The 16,426-nt window shown below is 57.2% G+C and carries 15 protein-coding genes; 11 read left to right on the top strand and 4 right to left on the bottom strand.

The features are described 5' to 3' along the window. Positions 1-135 precede the first annotated feature (135 nt). On the top strand, positions 136-1,398 hold the full coding sequence (metK, locus tag EI293_RS02950; RefSeq protein ID WP_125435519.1) for a methionine adenosyltransferase: 1,263 nt from the start codon (positions 136-138) through the stop codon (positions 1,396-1,398). 72 nt (positions 1,399-1,470) lie between these two features. On the opposite strand, the gene hpf is transcribed toward metK, so the two are convergent. From hpf to EI293_RS02930, 4 genes are all read right to left on the bottom strand, one after another. After that, positions 1,471-1,770 (bottom strand): ribosome hibernation-promoting factor, HPF/YfiA family, encoded by a 300-nt coding sequence (gene hpf / locus EI293_RS02945; RefSeq protein ID WP_125435517.1) that lies wholly within the window; start codon positions 1,768-1,770, stop codon positions 1,471-1,473. Between the two features lie 35 nt (positions 1,771-1,805). Beyond that, positions 1,806-2,693: a tyrosine-type recombinase/integrase gene (locus EI293_RS02940; RefSeq protein ID WP_125435515.1), complete on the bottom strand. Its 888-nt coding sequence runs from the start codon at positions 2,691-2,693 to the stop codon at positions 1,806-1,808. A gap of 157 nt (positions 2,694-2,850) precedes the next feature. Then, positions 2,851-3,051 (bottom strand): 30S ribosomal protein S21, encoded by a 201-nt coding sequence (gene rpsU, locus EI293_RS02935; RefSeq protein ID WP_044003323.1) that lies wholly within the window; start codon positions 3,049-3,051, stop codon positions 2,851-2,853. A 160-nt stretch (positions 3,052-3,211) separates the two neighbouring features. Then, positions 3,212-4,351: an acyl-CoA dehydrogenase gene (locus EI293_RS02930; protein WP_044003322.1), complete on the bottom strand. Its 1,140-nt coding sequence runs from the start codon at positions 4,349-4,351 to the stop codon at positions 3,212-3,214. Positions 4,352-4,630: 279 nt separating this feature from the next. Between EI293_RS02930 and EI293_RS02925 the strand changes: the two genes are divergently transcribed. The 10 genes from EI293_RS02925 to EI293_RS02880 all read left to right on the top strand — a co-directional run bounded on the left by EI293_RS02925 (position 4,631) and on the right by EI293_RS02880 (position 16,352). Further along, positions 4,631-5,542 (top strand): polysaccharide biosynthesis/export family protein, encoded by a 912-nt coding sequence (locus EI293_RS02925; RefSeq protein WP_170170216.1) that lies wholly within the window; start codon positions 4,631-4,633, stop codon positions 5,540-5,542. A 46-nt stretch (positions 5,543-5,588) separates the two neighbouring features. Beyond that, positions 5,589-8,039, top strand: coding sequence for a polysaccharide biosynthesis tyrosine autokinase (locus EI293_RS02920; RefSeq protein ID WP_125435511.1), 2,451 nt, complete (start codon positions 5,589-5,591; stop codon positions 8,037-8,039). Between the two features lie 18 nt (positions 8,040-8,057). Next, a complete protein-coding gene (locus EI293_RS02915) occupies positions 8,058-8,816 on the top strand; it encodes a tyrosine-protein phosphatase (RefSeq protein ID WP_125435509.1) in 759 nt (252 codons plus the stop codon). A gap of 31 nt (positions 8,817-8,847) precedes the next feature. Beyond that, complete coding sequence (locus EI293_RS02910; protein WP_125435507.1) at positions 8,848-9,840, top strand: NAD-dependent epimerase/dehydratase family protein; 993 nt, start codon at positions 8,848-8,850, stop codon at positions 9,838-9,840. Between the two features lie 224 nt (positions 9,841-10,064). After that, a complete protein-coding gene (locus EI293_RS02905; protein ID WP_125435505.1) occupies positions 10,065-11,462 on the top strand; it encodes a tetratricopeptide repeat protein in 1,398 nt (465 codons plus the stop codon). A gap of 210 nt (positions 11,463-11,672) precedes the next feature. Beyond that, the gene (locus tag EI293_RS02900) at positions 11,673-12,506 is read left to right on the top strand and encodes a phosphosulfolactate synthase (RefSeq protein ID WP_125435503.1); all 834 of its coding nucleotides are present in this window, start codon (positions 11,673-11,675) and stop codon (positions 12,504-12,506) included. 114 nt (positions 12,507-12,620) lie between these two features. Continuing rightward, complete coding sequence (locus tag EI293_RS02895; protein WP_125435501.1) at positions 12,621-13,958, top strand: PQQ-dependent sugar dehydrogenase; 1,338 nt, start codon at positions 12,621-12,623, stop codon at positions 13,956-13,958. A gap of 167 nt (positions 13,959-14,125) precedes the next feature. Further along, on the top strand, positions 14,126-14,797 hold the full coding sequence (locus tag EI293_RS02890) for a spermidine synthase (protein WP_125435499.1): 672 nt from the start codon (positions 14,126-14,128) through the stop codon (positions 14,795-14,797). Between the two features lie 59 nt (positions 14,798-14,856). Then, entirely contained in the window at positions 14,857-15,513 is a 657-nt protein-coding gene (locus EI293_RS02885) for a DedA family protein (protein WP_125435497.1), read from the top strand. 95 nt (positions 15,514-15,608) lie between these two features. Then, on the top strand, positions 15,609-16,352 hold the full coding sequence (locus EI293_RS02880) for a shikimate dehydrogenase family protein (protein WP_125435495.1): 744 nt from the start codon (positions 15,609-15,611) through the stop codon (positions 16,350-16,352). Positions 16,353-16,426 lie beyond the last annotated feature (74 nt).

The raw sequence follows: 16,426 nt of genomic DNA, 5'->3' as shown, positions 1-16,426 counted from the left end.
ATTCCCCCGCTGGCAAGTGGGAATCAGCACGTAGTAACCGCCGGAAAACTTGTAGCTTTGCGGCCCTGCCCACGCTAGCTGTTGGGGCAGGGCAGGGGCTGCCGGCCCCTCGCGTACTCCTACATTTTCAAGCTGATGCCCTACCTGTTCACCTCCGAATCTGTTTCGGAAGGCCACCCTGATAAAGTAGCCGACCAGATTTCCGACGCCATCCTCGACGAATATCTGCGTCAGGACCCCACCGCCAAGGTGGCCTGCGAAACGTTGGTTACCACCGACTTCGCGCTGGTAGCCGGGGAAATCAAATCGACGGCGCACGTAGATGCCGAGCCCATCATCCGGGAGGTGATTCGCCGCATCGGTTACAACAAGCCGGAGTACCTGTTCAACGCCGATACCTGTGAGGTAATGAACCGCCTGCACGAGCAGTCGGCCGATATTAACCAAGGTGTAGAGCGCGCTACGGCTGAAGAGCAGGGAGCCGGCGACCAAGGCATGATGTTCGGGTACGCCACCAAGGAAACCGACAACTACATGCCCCTGGCCCTCGACCTCTCGCACCGTTTGCTACGCGAGCTGTCGGCCATCCGTAAGGCCGGTCAGGAAATGACCTATCTGCGTCCCGATGCCAAAAGCCAGGTAACCATCCGCTACGCCGACGACAACACGCCCGAGGCCATTGAAACCATCGTGGTCAGCACCCAGCACGACGACTTCGATGCCAATGAGGACGTGATGCTGGCCCAGATCAAGGAGGACATCATCAACATCCTGATTCCGCGCGTGAAGGCCCAGCTGGGTCCCGAGGTGCAGCAGCTGTTCACCGCCGATATCAAGCACCACATCAACCCCACCGGCAAGTTCGTTATCGGTGGCCCCCACGGCGACTCCGGCCTCACTGGTCGCAAAATCATCGTGGATACCTACGGCGGTAAGGGAGCCCACGGCGGCGGCGCTTTCTCCGGTAAGGACTCCTCCAAAGTTGACCGTTCGGCCGCCTATGCCGCTCGTCACATCGCCAAAAACCTAGTAGCCGCCGGCGTGGCCGACCAGGTGCTGGTGCAGGTGGCCTACGCCATTGGCGTGGCCCAGCCTGTGGGCGTGTTCGTGACCACTTACGGTACCACCAACGCCGTGGGCAGCACTGGCGAGAAGCTCACCGACGGCCAGATTGCCGAGAAGGTGCAGCGTCTCTTCGACCTGCGTCCTTATGCCATCGTGCAGCGTCTGGGCCTGCAGAACCCCATCTTCGCCGAGTCGGCCGCGTATGGTCACATGGGTCGCGAAGCCGGTACCAAGCAGGTGCAGGATGCCCAGGGCAATACCCGCACGGTGGAAACCTTCACCTGGGAAAAGCTCGACTACGTTGAGAAAATCAAAGCCGAATTCGGTCTGTAAACCGTAGTCACTGCCATAAGAAAGCCCCGCCTGATTTTTTCAGGCGGGGCTTTCTTATGGGTTATTACCAACTCAGTGGCTCACCAGCTTCTCTTTGTGCTTAGTAATTTGGCGCTTCAGGCTTTCAGCGGCTTCGTCGGCAGCAGCTTCGAAGGAGGCCGCATCTTCCTGGGCAAATAGCGTGGTGCCGGGGACGTGCACCTTAATTTCCACCGTTTTATTGTCGATACCGTCCTTGTTATTGAGGCGCATAATCACTTCGCCTTCAGTTACACGGTCGTAGAAGGTTTCGAGCTTGTCGAGACGCTTCTGGATGAAGTCGAGCAGTTTCTGGTCGGCATCAAAATGCACCGATTGCATCTGTACTTTCATCGGGTCGAGGGGTTAAGGGTAAAAGAAGAAACAAATCAGGCCTTTGGGTGGGCCTTTTCAAATACGGATTTCAACTTGTCAATACTCAGGTGCGTGTACACCTGCGTGGCCGCCAGGTTAGCGTGCCCAAGCAGCTCCTTAATGGCGTTCAGATCAGCTCCTTTGTTCAGCAGATGCGTGGCAAAGGAGTGGCGCAGCACGTGCGGGTGCTGCTGTCCCGTGGCGGTAGTTATCTGGCTCAGATAGTGCTTTACCGTGCGGTACACGAACTTTTCATAGAGCGGCTCTCCCTTATCCGTAACGAGGAGCACCCGCCGGGCGTTGCTTTCAGCGGCAATTTCCCGTTGCTGATGCGCTATATAGCGTTCCAGCACTACCAGCAGCGTGGGGTTGAGCGGCACCACCCGTTGCTTGTTGCCCTTGCCCGTCACCCGCACCGTCCGGCCCGGCAGACTCAGGTCGTCGTACCCGATACCAATCAGCTCCGAAAGCCGGATGCCGGTGCCGTAGAGTAACTCCAGAATCAACTGGTCACGCGCGCCGGCAAAGGTGTCAGGAAAGTCAAAGGAGTTGAGCAGGCCATTGAGCGAATCCTCCGGCACAAAGTCGGGCAGCTTCTTGGCTACTTTGGGCGAGGTGATGCGCAGCATCGGGTTCTTAGTGATGATACCTGTGCGCAGCAAGTAATTGTAGTAAGAACGTAAGCAGGCAATTTTGCGGTTTACGGTGCGCGGGTCGCGGTGCTGCTGCATCAGCTCCACCACCCAAGAGCGGATGAGCGTGTGGTCGGCCTGAGCGGGCTCGGTGAGTTCATACGTCGCTTTCAGATAAGCTGAAAACTGCCGCAGATCAGTCTGGTAAGAAACCACGGTGTGAGGGCTGTAGCGCCGTTCAAACCGCAGGTAATCAAAAAACAATTCCATACACGCAAGGTCCGGTAAACTGGCACCGAATACCCAATGTATGGAATTCAGAGGAAGAAAAAAACTGAGCTGTATGAACGCGAAAAAACCGGCTGATTCGCGCCAGAGGGGCAAATCAGCCGGTTTTTTCGTCCGTACTGGCTAGAAAGCGAGTAGGTTACGCCTCAACGGCGTCAGGGCCATACGTTGCCAGCTTGTAGATAGCTTTCTGCTTCTGCTTGCGGTTCGTAATGGAAGGCTTCTGGAAGAACGTGCGACGACGCAGCTCTTTCAGAACGCCCGTGCGCTCGAATTTCTTCTTGAAGCGCTTCAGCGCACGGTCAACCGACTCGTTTTCTTTGATTTGGACGATGATCATATCTTCAGTGAACTAGGAACCCCAATCTGGATGGGCCGCAAAGATAATCAGAGAATTTGCAGATTCAAAAATTTGATTCTACTGATTATCAAGCCAACCTCTTTTTGGCTACTCGCGGAAAGCAGCGGTAACGCCGCAAAATCTGCGGGAGCTGCGCGCCTTATTTGAGAATGGTGCGGGCAATAACGAGCTTCTGAATCTCGGAAGTGCCTTCCCCAATGGTGCACAGCTTGGCATCACGGTAGAATTTTTCGGCCGGATAATCCTTCGTGTAGCCGTAGCCCCCGAAGATTTGTACGCCCTCATTGGCCACCCGCACCGATACTTCCGAAGCGTACAGCTTGGCCATGGCCGACTCGCGGTTCACATTCAGGCCCCGGTCTTTCATATCGGCCGCGCGGTAAGTCAACAACGACGCTGCCTCAATTTCCGTGGCCATATCGGCCAGCTTAAAGCTGATGCCTTGGAAGTTGCTGATAGGCTGGTTGAACTGGTACCGTTCCTTGGAGTACTGCAAGGCCGCCTCGTACGCGCCCTGCGCAATGCCCAAGCTCAGAGCCGCAATGCTGATGCGGCCCCCGTCGAGCACCTTCAACGACTGCACAAAGCCGTCGCCAACCTTGCCAATTACGTTTTCCTTGGGAATGCGGCAATCCGTGAAAATCAACTCGGTGGTTTCCGAAGCGCGCATCCCCAGCTTGTTTTCCTTACGACCAGCTTCGAAGCCCGGCGTGCCGCGCTCCACAATGAAGGCCGTCATGCCGTGGGAGTCGCCCACTTCGCCGGTGCGGGCAATAACTACAGCTACGTTGCCGGTTTTGCCGTGGGTGATAAAGTTTTTGGCTCCATTGAGCACGTAATGGTCGCCGTCGAGCACGGCAACCGTGCGCATGTTGCCGGCGTCGGAACCGGTATTCGGCTCCGTCAGGCCCCAGGCCCCAATCCATTCGCCGGAGGCCAGCTTGGGTAGGTACTTGTGCTTCTGCTCCTCGGAGGCGTGCTGCAAAATGTGACCGGTGCAGAGCGAGTTGTGCGCGGCCATACTCAGGCCAATGCTGCCGTCAATCTTGGCCAACTCAGCAATGGCCGTCACATACTCTACGTACCCGAAGCCTGCGCCGCCGTATTCCTGGGGAACGAGTACGCCCATCAGGCCCAACTCGCCGAGTTTATGGAATACATCTTTGGGAAACTCCTGAGTTTCATCCCACTCCATCATGTGGGGTTTGATGTGCTGCGCACCGAAGTCGCGCACCATCTGAGCAATCATTGTCTGGTTTTCAGTGGCTACCAGTTCCATAACGGGTGGGGTGGGAAGGTGGGAAGTGAATATCAAGCAGGTGCATACTATACCTGTCGAGGTCAGATTTGGGTCCGCGAAAGTACGATTTTACGGCGGCACAAGCCAGTACAGGATTAGGGCTTACAGCCTGCCGATTTTGATAGGGCCGGCTAATTCGGTTTCTTTGATAGTTTTTAGGCAAAAACTGCTCATTAAAGAGGAGAATTTCGCCGTTGCTTCTGAATCTGACCCCGGTACAAGCCGGTTTGCATGCAAAAATTACTTCTTCACCGTTTTATGAGCCTGTGGCTGCTATGTGCGCCACTTGCTTTGTTCCTGGGCTCCTGCAGCGCGAGCCGGATTCAGCAGCAGAATATTCTGTTCCGGACCGATGGCGCGGGTCGCATTGATACGGCCAAGCTGCGTGACGTAGTGAACCGGGCTGAGCGCAATTACCTGATTCAGCCCAACGACTACCTGGAAGTTCATGTGTATACCAACAACGGAGAACGAATCCTGGACCCTAACGGGGAGTTATTGTTCGGAACGCCAAGCGGCATGACTGGTGGTGCCAGCGGAATTAACCGCCAGTCAACGGGCAGCACGGGCCGCAGCAGCGCCGTGGGTTCCGGGGCCCGTGGCGGTAGTGGACAAAGTTCAGAGTTCTTAGTGCAGCACGATGGCGTGGTGAAGCTGCCACTGGTTAACTACCAGCGCGTAGCTGGTCTGACGCTGTTGCAAGCAGATAGTCTGCTGCAGGTGAAATACACCGAGTTTTATAAGGATGTATTCGTGACGACGCGGGTATCCAACAACCGCATTATTGTGATGGGCGCTACGGCTGGTGGGGCCGGGCAGGTAATTCCAATGACCAACGACAATATGAACCTGCTGGAAGTGCTGGCTGCCGCGGGTGGTATTGATGGGGCTGCAGCTGGAACCAGTGGCCAGAGCCGGGTAGGCCGCGCCGACAACATCCGCTTGATTCGGGGCAGCCTGAAGAATCCGCAGGTTCAGATTATCGACCTCACAACTATTGATGGAATGCGTCGAGCGAATCTGCAGGTGGAACCTAATGATATCGTTTATGTTGAGCCCATCCGACGGCCTTTCTACGAGAACCTGCAGGAAATCACGCCGCTGTTCACGCTGATTGGTACACTGTCGGCCTTGGCCAGCACGGTGTTTATCATCTCCCAGATTAGGTAAGCTGCGTAGGTTACTTCATTGAATTTTTGACATTAACCAGCGCTACATGGCGGCGAAAGAAGACGCTGAATTAGAAGAACTCATCCGTAACGCAGGAGCCGAACCGGAGGAAGAGGAAGAAGGCGGCGGGCTCGATCTGACCACGCTCCTGATGGTAGCGCGCAAGAGCCTGCCGTGGATGCTGCTGCTGATTGCGCTGGGAGTCACTGCCTCGTGGTTGTTCCTGCGCTATACCCCCCCTTTGTACAAAGCTTCCTCCACCCTGAAAATCGATGAAAAGTCGGAAGCAGGGGTGTTGCTGGGCGACATTGGGCAGGCGGCTGAGCAGAAACAAACCCTTAATAAGCTGTCCGGCGAAATTGAACTCATCAAATCCGATATCATCTATCGGCGCCTGAAAGACTCATTAGCACTGGATGTAAACTACTATGTACAGGGTACAGTACTGGAGTCGGAACTGTACAACCTTTCGCCAGTACGCGTGGAATACAAGGCCGGGAAGGGTGCCATGTTCAACCAGAAAATAGGCTTTCAACTATTGGAAAACGACCGTTTCAGGTTGCAGTTACCTGGCGGCGCAGCGGAAACCGGTGAGTTGAGTTATGGTCAGCCGATAGAAGCAGCGGGTTTTACCCTACAGGTGTATAAGACCCCGCAACATGCCAGTGCTGATCCGGACGCCAATTATTCATTCGTTATCAACGACGATGGCACAGTGAATGGCTATCTGAACCAAAACCTGGCGGTGGAAATCGTAAATCCGGATGCCAGTACCATCAGTATTGCTTTCACCGACCACAACTCGGTAAAGGCTCGTGATATTGTAAACAAGATTGACTCAGTATATCTGGTAGAAAAGCTGTTGCGGAAGCAGGAAACAATGGCCCGCGCTACCAATTATATTGATAAGCAGATTGACATTAACGATAATAAGTTGGGCCAGGCAGAATCCAATATGCAGGATTTTGTGAAGCGTAGCCGGGTGTTTGATGTAAAGTCAGAAGCTAATTTAGTTACCAATCAGCTTACAGCGCAGGAACTGGAGCAGGAGCAGTTGCAGGAGCAGGCAGATATGTTGGCTGAGTTGGCGCGCCTGATAGAGCAGGAGAGGCTGACAGACCGTGAGGACGGCGACGTATTTCAAACCATTCCGGCGCTGTCTACAATAAAGGATGGTCAACTGACTCAGCGAATTATTGAACTGAGTGATTTGCAACTGGATCTGAGTCAGCTGCTGAAATCCTATCAGGAAACAACTACCGCAGTAAAGCTGCGACGTTCGGAAATTGCCAACGTCAAGTCAATTATTCGAGAGTTGTTGCGTAAAAACCAGCAGTTAGTTCGGCGCCAGTTAGCCAAAATGACGCAGAAAAAGACTGATTTAGAAGCCAAATTGGGTGGTTTGCCGGAGAAGCAAACGGAGCAGGCACGCCTTGCTCGGCCTTTGGGATTGTACGAAAAGTACAATATGCTGATGATGGATAAAAAGATTGAATATGGTATTTCGATGGCTGGCATAACGGCGGATTTCCAGATTCTATCCCCGGCGACTGTGCCGACAGTACCTGTTTCACCGGTTAAGCTGATGGTGTATGCCATCGGCCTGGCGGCCGGTATTGTGCTGGGCCTGGGCCTGATTGCGGTGCGGTATCTGATGCACAATACCGTGACCAACATCCGGGAACTGGAGCGCAACACCAGTGCCTCCGTGCTGGGCGTGATTCCGACCTACGACAAGGAAAAAATGGCGGTGTCGAAGCTGGTGGTGGACCGCAACCCCAAATCGGCCATTTCGGAGTCCATCCGCTCTATCCGCACAAATCTGGAGTTCATTTCCACTTCTAAAAAGAAGCGGTTGATTTCCATTACTTCTACTATCAGTGGGGAAGGAAAAACCTTTGTTACCGTAAACCTGGCCGGCATCATTGCGGCGTCAGATCAGCGGGTGGTTATTCTGGATCTGGATATGCGGAAGCCTAAGGTGAACCTGGCGTTCGACGCAGAAAACGTGAAAGGCGTAAGTACCATTCTGATTGAGAAGCATACTTGGCAGGAATGCATTCAGCACACCAGCATTCCAACGCTCGACTTCATCTCGGCCGGCCCCACGCCTCCCAACCCCTCTGAGCTTATCCTGAGTACCCGCTTTGATGAGCTGATTAAGAGTCTGCATGAGCAGTACGATGTAGTTATGATTGACACGCCACCGGTAGGTCTGGTGACGGATGGCATTCTGATTATGCGAAAAGCCGACGTGCCGATTTACATTGTGCGGGCCAACTATTCCAAAAAGTCGTTCCTGAAAAACATCAATAAGCTGATTCGGGCTAACGGCTTCACCAAGCTGACCACCATTCTGAACGACGCCCAGACCACCGGTGGGTATGGTTATGGCTACGGCTACGGCTATGGCTACGGCTATGGCCAGGGTTACTACGAAGACTCCGGAGCGGCACCCAAAGGCTTCCTGAGCCGGCTGCGTAAGCGGTTCTCCTAAGCGGCGGTAACGGTACGTATGTCCTTTCTGCAGAAATTGTTTGGTCGGGCTTCGGCTCCGGAAACGTCGTCGTTGGCGGTGCTGGGCGTGGATATGCACTCCCATTTGCTGCCCGGGCTGGATGATGGGGCCGAAACGCTGGAACAGTCGCTGGAGCTGCTGCGCGGGCTGCGGGAACTGGGCTACCACAAGCTGGTAATGACTCCCCATGTGATGGGCGACTTTTACCGCAATACGCCCGACGATATCCGGAGTGCGCTGGCCGTGCTACGGCAGGCCGCTGCCCAGGCCGGCCTCGGCGACGTGCAGCTGGAATGTGCCGCCGAATACTATCTGGATGAGAGCTTCGCGGCCCGTTTGGAGCGCAATGAGGAGCTATTAAGCTTCGGCGGGGCGCAACGGCTGGTGCTGGTAGAAACATCGTACATCAACGAACCTTTCAACCTCACCGAAACCGTATTCAAGCTGAAGGCGGCCGGTTACCAGCCCGTGCTGGCTCATCCGGAGCGGTATACTTACCTCTACGGCCGCTTCGAGGACCTGGTGAAAATCCGGGAGGAAGGTGTGCTGCTGCAGGTAAATCTGAACTCCCTGATTGGCTACTACTCGGCCGGGGCCAAGCGGGTAGCGGAAAAGCTGATTGACGCCGGTCTGGTTGATCTGCTGGGTACCGATGCCCACAACCTCAAACATCTGGAAAATATCCGGACGAAAGTGCTGGTGAGCAGCTACCTGCCCAAAGCCCTGGCGCTGCCGCTTCTGAATACTAGTCTGTAACGCCGGCCGCAAGCCGCAACTCCCTACCCGTATGATTTTTGTTACCGGCGGCAGCGGTTTGGTGGGGAGCTTTCTGCTGGCTGCGCTGGTAGCCCGGGGGCTGCCGGTCCGAGCGTTATATCGGCAGCAGATTCCCCAAATTCCGGCGGCCGAAGCAGTGGAGTGGGTGCAGGGTGATATCCGGGATGCGCTGGGCCTGCGGGACGCGCTGGAAGGGGTAACGCACGTATTCCACTGCGCCGGACTGGTTTCCTATGCGCCTCAGGATGAAGAGGAGTTGCTGCGGGTAAACGTGGAAGGCGTAGCCAATCTGGTGGATGCCTGCCTGGAACGGCCGGGGATTCGGCTGGGCTTTGTGTCCTCGGTAGCCGCCTTGGGGAGTGGGCCGGCTCCCACTGTAACGGAACTACCGGCTACCGGCCCGTTGCTGATAGATGAGCAGGCCAAATGGGACTTAGGGGCTGCCCACAATGCGTATGCTACCTCCAAATACCTGGGCGAGCTGGAAGTATGGCGCGGGGTTTCGGAAGGCCTGCAGGCCGTGATGGTCAATCCTTCCGTCATTCTGGGGCCGGCCGACTGGGACCGGAGCAGTACGCGCCTGTTTCGGTATGCGTACGATGAGCACTGGTTCTACACGCCAGGACGCATCAATGTGGTAGATGTGCGGGATGTGGTGGCAATGCTCATTCGGCTCACCCTGGATACCGGCCGCACCGGGGAGCGGTATGTGCTGAACGCGGGCAGCTTGCCGCTGCGGGAGTTTCTGGCGCAGGCGGCCACCTGTTTCGGCAAGCGCCCGCCCACCACGGCCGTGCCCGACTGGGCCGCCGAAACTATCTGGCGCCTAGAGCATGTTCGCTCTTTGCTGACGGGAGCCCGTCCGCTCATCACCAAGGACACCGCCCGCGCCGGCCGCCGCGCCACCGAGTATCAGGCCGACAAAATTCGGCGGGAGTTGGGCTGGGAGTTCCGACCTTTGCCGGAAACTATCCGGTGGTGTTGTCAGGAATTGGTGAAATAGTGAGCTGGAGAACTGGTGAGTTGGCTGTTTAGCCGGCGCAACTAGTACAGGCAGAGAGGTAAACTCACCAGTTCCCCGTCTCACTATTTCACCAACTCACCGCTTCCACGTCCGGTGTGGTTGTTGTATATTAAGGGCAGGGCCGCTTTCCAGGGGGAAATTGGTCTGCTCACTCACGGACCCTGCCGTTTTGGCGGATTCGTGCCGATTGTAGCCGCATGAGAATGAACGAGAATTTTGACGACCGGGACGAAGTGCTGGCAACCGTGCGCCGGTTTGAGGACATGGTAGCCCACAACGAGCCCGTGTTTTTTGATCTGGCCGATTTTGAAAATATCATCGACCATTATACGTCCAACACCCAGTACGATAAAGCCCTGCAAGCCTGCGAGGCGGCCATTGCCCAGTATCCCTTCAGCACGGAGCTGCTCATTGACCGCTCTCAGGTACTGGCCATGAAGGGCGAATACGCTGCCGCCAGCACCCAGATTGAGGACGTGGCTCACCTCGACCCCGACAACCCGGATGTGGCCGTGACGCGCGGCATCATTGCCACGCAGAAGGGCGAGTTTGCCGAGGCGGTGGCCTATTTCCAGCAGGCGGCCGAGCGCACCGAGGACCGGGATGATATCTTTTTCAACCTGGGGCTGGCCTACCAGAGCTGGCAGAAGTTCAAGAGTGCGGCCAAGTATTACAAGCAAAGCCTGCGCCTGAATCCCGACAACGATATTGCCGTGCAGGAGCTGCTGTACTGCTTGGAGGTGAGCGAACGACTGGAAAAAAATCTGGAGTTCTTCCGCCGCTTCACCGATGAGGACCCGTATTCGGCCGTGGCCTGGTACAACCTCGGGCAGGCCTATTTCCGCGCCAACCAGCTCGATGATGCCGTTAGTGCCTTCGACTACGCCCTGCTGATTGATAGCAAGCTCTACGAAGCGCACGGCTACCTGGCCAGCACCTACGTGAGCATGGAGCGGTACCGGGCCGCCATTGCGGAGTTCGAGCTGAGCCACCCGGAAGGTGAGCCTTCTGCCGAAGCCCTGTGCAACATTGGCGAGTGCCACGAGAAACTGGCCGAATGGGACTTGGCCCGCCGGTTCTACCAGCGCGCCATCGACCTGAATCCGGAGATGGATGAAGCGTGGTTCGGCATCGGTATCGTGATGAATGCGCAGGAGAAGTACTTTGAAGCCATTCACTTCTTCCGCAAGGCCGTGGGCCTGTACGCAGAAAGCGTGGAATACTGGCTTGCTTTGGCGGCGGCCGAGTTTCAGATTGGCAACGTGGTATCGGCCATTGAGGCCTACGAAAAGGCCTCTGAGGTCGGCCCCGAGAATAAAGACGTGTGGCTGAACTGGAGCATTCTGCTCTATGAGCAGGGAAATTTTGACGGCGCCATCGACCTGATGCGCAATGCCGTGGAAATTCAGCCTATGGAAGCCGAACTGCACTACCGCCTGTGCGCCTACCTGCTGGCGGCCGGCCGCTACCGCGAAGCCTACCAGTGCCTGGAAAACGCGCTGGTGCTGGATTTCGATAAGCACCGGCTGCTGTTCGATTACTTCCCGGAGCTGGAGTCGCAGAAGGCCTTGGCCCGCCTGATTGACCAGTATCGGAAGTGATAAGTAAAAGGTCAAAGATAAAAAGTCAGAGTGCCGGTGTGAGCTAGCCAAATGGTCCACACCGGCGCTTTGACTTTTTATCGGTCACCTTTGACTTCTTTCATGGCTTACAGAATTCGGGCGTACTTTTACGCCCGTTGTCATTTTTCGGGGGAGGAGGCTGGGCTTAAACCCAGTTCCTGAGTCCCCAAGTCCCCAAGAACCTACCTGATGAATTACACCCTCAATCAACTGCCCGAGCGCACGGAGAAACCACGGGAGCAAGGCTTTACCATGGTCATGGACAAAGGCCTGAGTGTCCGCGAAGTGGAGGACTTCCTGGAAGTCGGGGCGGCCTACACCGATATTGTGAAGCTGGGCTGGGCCACCTCGTACGTGAACCCAAACCTGAAGCGCAAGTTGGCCGTGTACAAAGAGGCGGGCATTCCGGTGTACTTCGGCGGAACGTTGTTTGAGGCCTTCATCATCCGCAACCAATTCGATGACTACCGCCGGCTGCTCGACCAGTTCGGGATGGAGTACGTGGAAGTATCGGACGGCTCCTTGGACCTGAACCACGATAAAAAGCTGGAATTCATCCGCACGTTGTCGCAGGATGTGAAGGTGCTCAGCGAAGTGGGCTCGAAGGACGCGGAGAAGATTATTCCGCCCTACAAGTGGATTTCGCAGATGAAAACCGAGCTGGAAGCCGGCGCCGTGAAGGTGATTGGCGAAGCCCGGGAGGCCGGCAACGTGGGCCTGTTCCGCAGCACCGGCGAGGTGCGCTCGGGCCTGGTGGAAGAAATTCTGACCCAGATTCCGTTCGAGAAAATCATCTGGGAAGCCCCGCAGAAGGCGCAGCAGGTGTGGTTTATTAAGCTGCTGGGCCCGAATGTAAACTTGGGCAATATTGCGCCCAACGAAATCATCAGCCTCGAAACTATCCGGCTGGGCCTGCGCGGCGACACGTTCCTGGACTTCCTGGACCTCGAGAACGTGGACGAGATGTTCAAGCCCGAGCCCAAAGCCGCCGGCCGTCCCGGTACCTCCATGCCGCGCGGGTAGTAATTCGCCACCGGAGTAATGTGCCGCTAACCTCAACGGCCGGAAAACAGTAGAAGAGAAGCCCGGGCCAGTGCATGGCTCGGGCTTCTTTTGTCTGATACCGTTTTCTACCCGATGAACCGAAATACTTTTGTGCCGGCTTTGGCCGGTCTGGCCCTGCTGGGGGCCTGTAGTGGCCCCAGCCAACAGGAAAAAGCCGAAGCCGCCGCTACCACGCCCGCCGATACGGTCGCTACAGCCGCTAACCCGGTGGCGCTGCCCGAACCCTACGCCACCAAATCAACCACCAAGCGCAGCAAGGTAATTGGCTGGCCCGCCGGCAAAATGCCGGCCGCGCCGGCCGGCTTTGTGGTTACCAAGTACGCCACCGATCTGGTGAGCCCGCGCAACACCTACGTGCTGCCCAACGGCGACGTGCTGGTGGCCGAGGCCAACACCGTACCCACCGATACCAAGGAAAAAGTAGTGGCACAACTGGAGCTGGACCCCTCCAAATCGATGCGGGCCAAGAGTGCCAACCGCATCACGCTGCTGCGCGACGCCGACAAGAACGGGACGCCCGAAACCCGCACCACGTTCCTGGCCGGTCTGAACCAGCCTTTCGGTATGCTGGTGCTCGATAACCATTTCTACGTAGCCAATACCGATGGCGTGTGGCGCTACGCCTACAAATCGGGGGAAACTAAAATTGAAGGGAAAGGCGAGAAAATCATGACGCTGCCGGCCGGGGGCTACAACAACCACTGGACCCGCAACCTGCTGGCCGGCCCCGATGGTAAGAAAATCTACGTATCGGTAGGTTCGGCCTCCAACGTGGCCGAGCACGGCATGAAAGAGGAAGAGCGCCGCGCCAACGTACTTGAAATTAACCCCGACGGCAGTGGGGAGCGGGTGTACGCCGCCGGCCTGCGCAACCCCGTGGGCCTCGACTGGGCTCCCGGTACCCAGATCCTGTGGTCGGCCGTGAACGAGCGGGACGAGCTGGGCGACGAGCTGGTACCGGATTACCTGACCAGCGTGCAGCCCGGTAAGTTTTACGGCTGGCCCTACGCCTATTTCGGCCAGAAAGAGGATCCGCGCCGCAAAGGCGAGCGGCCCGACCTGGTGAAGCAGACGGTGGTACCCGAGGTGGCCCTGGGGCCGCATACCGCCTCGCTGGGCCTGGCCTTCTACAAAGCCGAGAAGTTTCCAGCTAAGTACCGCAACGGGGCGTTTATTGGGCAGCACGGTTCCTGGAACCGCTCCGAGTTTTCGGGCTACAAAGTGGTGTTCGTACCCTTCCAGAACGGCAGGCCCAGCGGCCCAATGGAAGATTTTCTGACGGGGTTCATCGCCAATGCGGCGGATAAGGAAGTATACGGCCGCCCCGTGGGCATCACCGCGCTGCCCGACGGCTCTTTGCTGGTAGCCGACGACGCGGCCGACACGCTCTGGCGCGTAGCCGCCCGGTAGGTTTTCTCAGTCGATAAAAACAGGACGTCCCGGTCCGGCAGGCGCAGCCTGTTGGGCCGGTGGTCGTTTGGTCCGTTTGCGCCGCGTGAAGTCGTGTGGGCGTCAGCGTACTTAAACCGGTCCGACAGGCTGCGCCTGCTGGACCGGGACGTTCTACCTTTGTTCGTATGAACAAGCTGCTTGAACTGCTGCGCCACGGGCTGAGCTACGTGGTGCCGCTCACGCGCCGTCTGCCATCGGAGCACAGCGGCTGGCTGGAAGTCACGCTGCACCGGGGCCATAAGGAGTTGAATACGGCGGAGGCCAACTACAGCTACGGCTCTCTGGAGCGGGTGCTGCGCTATGGCTTGCTGTTCGCTCCTATCGGGGCGCAGGAGCCGGCCCTGGTGCTCGGGCTGGGTGGGGGCTCGGTAATCAAGCTGTTGCGGCAGGAGCGCGGCCTCACGGCGCCCATCACGGCCCTGGAGTTGGACGCGGCCGTTATTGAGGTAGCCGCCACGGAATTCGGGGTGCGGCCCGATGCGCAGCTGCGCATCATCTGCGCCGATGCACTGGCGTGGGTAGCGCAGGCCCCGGCGGCAGCTTTCGGGCTGGTGGTGGTGGACCTGTTTCTGGGGCTGGAATTGCCGGCGGGGCTGCACGAGGCCGGCTTCTGGCGGCACCTGCACCGCGTGCTGCGGCCCGGCGGTTACGTGGTGTTCAACCTGCTGATGACCACCGAGCTGTGGCCCGACGGCCAGGAGCTGCCGGAGTTTCTGGCCGGGCTGGGCTTCGAGGTGAAAGACCTGGAAGTGGAAACCTACAACCGCCTGCTGGTGCTGCGCAAACCCAGTGTGTAAGGCCGGCAAGCGGGCCGTTTGCCGGGCATGTGCTTTCTTTGCAGACTCAACCCCATCCTATGGAAATCCTGAAGCATCTGCTCGACTTTGTTCTCCACCTCGATAAGCACCTGGCCGAGATTATTCAGGACTACGGAACCTGGACCTATGCCATTCTTTTCCTGATCATCTTCGTGGAAACCGGAGTGGTGGTACTGCCATTCCTACCCGGCGACTCGCTGCTGTTTGCAGCCGGGGCGCTGGCTGCCAATCCAGCTAATGGCTTGAATGTGGGCATAGTAATAGTACTCTTGATTGTAGCAGCCGTATTGGGTGATACGCTCAATTACCACATTGGCGACTATCTGGGGCCGCGCGTTTTTCGGGAAAATTCACGTTGGCTGAAGCGGGAGCATCTGGAACGCACGCAGGGATTTTACCAGAAGCACGGTGCCAAAACGATTATCATCGCCCGTTTTATTCCCATCATTCGCACGTTTGCTCCCTTCGTGGCAGGTATTGGTACGATGAGCTACTCACGCTTCCTGTCCTATAACCTGATTGGGGCCGTGTTGTGGGTGGTGCTCCTGACGGGCGCTGGCTACCTGTTGGGTGGGCTCGAAATCATTCGGAACAATTTCGGTCTGCTTACGCTCCTGATCATCTTCGTGTCGGTGCTGCCAGCGGTATGGGAGTTTTTCAAGGCGCGCAAAGAGAGCAAGCAGCCGGTAGCGTAAGCGGAACGCGTTGGATTTTAAGAGGAAACCGCCCCGGCTGCTTTGGCCGGGGCGGTTTTTTTTGTTGCTTACCGTCCCTAAAGCTCTTCTGTATTATGCCCGAATTCGGATTGTTAGGCCGCTCCCTTAAGCACTCATTTTCCCAGACCTACTTCACCCAGAAATTCCACAACCTCGACCTATCGGATTATCAGTACGAGCTGTTTGAGCTGGCCACGATGGATGAGCTGCCGGCCCTGCTGGCTGGCCGGCCCGGGCTGCGCGGCCTCAACGTGACCATTCCGTACAAGGAGCAGGTGTGGCCCTACCTGAACGAAGTGGCCCCGTCGGCGGCGCGGGTGGGGGCCGTGAATGTGGTGGAGTTTCGCCCCGATGGCCGCCTGATCGGGCACAACACGGACTACATTGGCTTCCGCGACTCGTTGCGCGGCTTTGTGCCAGCCGCCGAGCTGCCGCAGCTGCGCGCTTTGGTGCTGGGCAGCGGCGGAGCCTCCAAGGCGGTGGAAGTGGCCCTCAAAGACCTGGGTATCGGCTACTGGGTGGTGTCGCGCAACCCGCTGGGCGCGGGCCTGACTTACGACGAACTGACGCCGCGCCTGCTGCAGGAGCACCGGCTCATCATCAATACCACGCCGCTGGGCACCTTCCCGGCCGTGGAGGAGTGCCCACCCATTCCCTACGAGGCCCTCACCAGCCAGCACTACCTCTACGACCTCATCTACAACCCACGCGAAACCGAGTTCATGCAGCGCGGCCAGGCCCGCGGCGCCCACACCAAGAACGGCTTCGAAATGCTCTGCCTCCAGGCCGAAGCCGCCTGGAAAATCTGGAATGGGTGAGGATGAAAGTTTAAATAAGAACGTCATTCCTCGCACGCTCGGAATGACGTTCTTTATTACCTCCTACGCTCAAC

The organism is Hymenobacter perfusus (assembly GCF_003944765.1).
GTDB classification, from domain to species: Bacteria; Bacteroidota; Bacteroidia; order Cytophagales; family Hymenobacteraceae; genus Hymenobacter; species Hymenobacter perfusus.
The sequence above is the reverse complement of the archived record's forward strand: the minus strand, read 5'-3'. Positions and strand labels throughout refer to the sequence as shown.

Coding starts and splice junctions, on each gene's coding strand:
- metK (WP_125435519.1), top strand. CDS start 136: ATGCCCTACCTGTTCACCTCCGAATCTGTTTCGGAAGGCCACCCTGAT.
- hpf (WP_125435517.1), bottom strand. CDS start 1,770: ATGAAAGTACAGATGCAATCGGTGCATTTTGATGCCGACCAGAAACTG.
- EI293_RS02940 (WP_125435515.1), bottom strand. CDS start 2,693: ATGGAATTGTTTTTTGATTACCTGCGGTTTGAACGGCGCTACAGCCCT.
- rpsU (WP_044003323.1), bottom strand. CDS start 3,051: ATGATCATCGTCCAAATCAAAGAAAACGAGTCGGTTGACCGTGCGCTG.
- EI293_RS02930 (WP_044003322.1), bottom strand. CDS start 4,351: ATGGAACTGGTAGCCACTGAAAACCAGACAATGATTGCTCAGATGGTG.
- EI293_RS02925 (WP_170170216.1), top strand. CDS start 4,631: ATGAGCCTGTGGCTGCTATGTGCGCCACTTGCTTTGTTCCTGGGCTCC.
- EI293_RS02920 (WP_125435511.1), top strand. CDS start 5,589: ATGGCGGCGAAAGAAGACGCTGAATTAGAAGAACTCATCCGTAACGCA.
- EI293_RS02915 (WP_125435509.1), top strand. CDS start 8,058: ATGTCCTTTCTGCAGAAATTGTTTGGTCGGGCTTCGGCTCCGGAAACG.
- EI293_RS02910 (WP_125435507.1), top strand. CDS start 8,848: ATGATTTTTGTTACCGGCGGCAGCGGTTTGGTGGGGAGCTTTCTGCTG.
- EI293_RS02905 (WP_125435505.1), top strand. CDS start 10,065: ATGAACGAGAATTTTGACGACCGGGACGAAGTGCTGGCAACCGTGCGC.
- EI293_RS02900 (WP_125435503.1), top strand. CDS start 11,673: ATGAATTACACCCTCAATCAACTGCCCGAGCGCACGGAGAAACCACGG.
- EI293_RS02895 (WP_125435501.1), top strand. CDS start 12,621: ATGAACCGAAATACTTTTGTGCCGGCTTTGGCCGGTCTGGCCCTGCTG.
- EI293_RS02890 (WP_125435499.1), top strand. CDS start 14,126: ATGAACAAGCTGCTTGAACTGCTGCGCCACGGGCTGAGCTACGTGGTG.
- EI293_RS02885 (WP_125435497.1), top strand. CDS start 14,857: ATGGAAATCCTGAAGCATCTGCTCGACTTTGTTCTCCACCTCGATAAG.
- EI293_RS02880 (WP_125435495.1), top strand. CDS start 15,609: ATGCCCGAATTCGGATTGTTAGGCCGCTCCCTTAAGCACTCATTTTCC.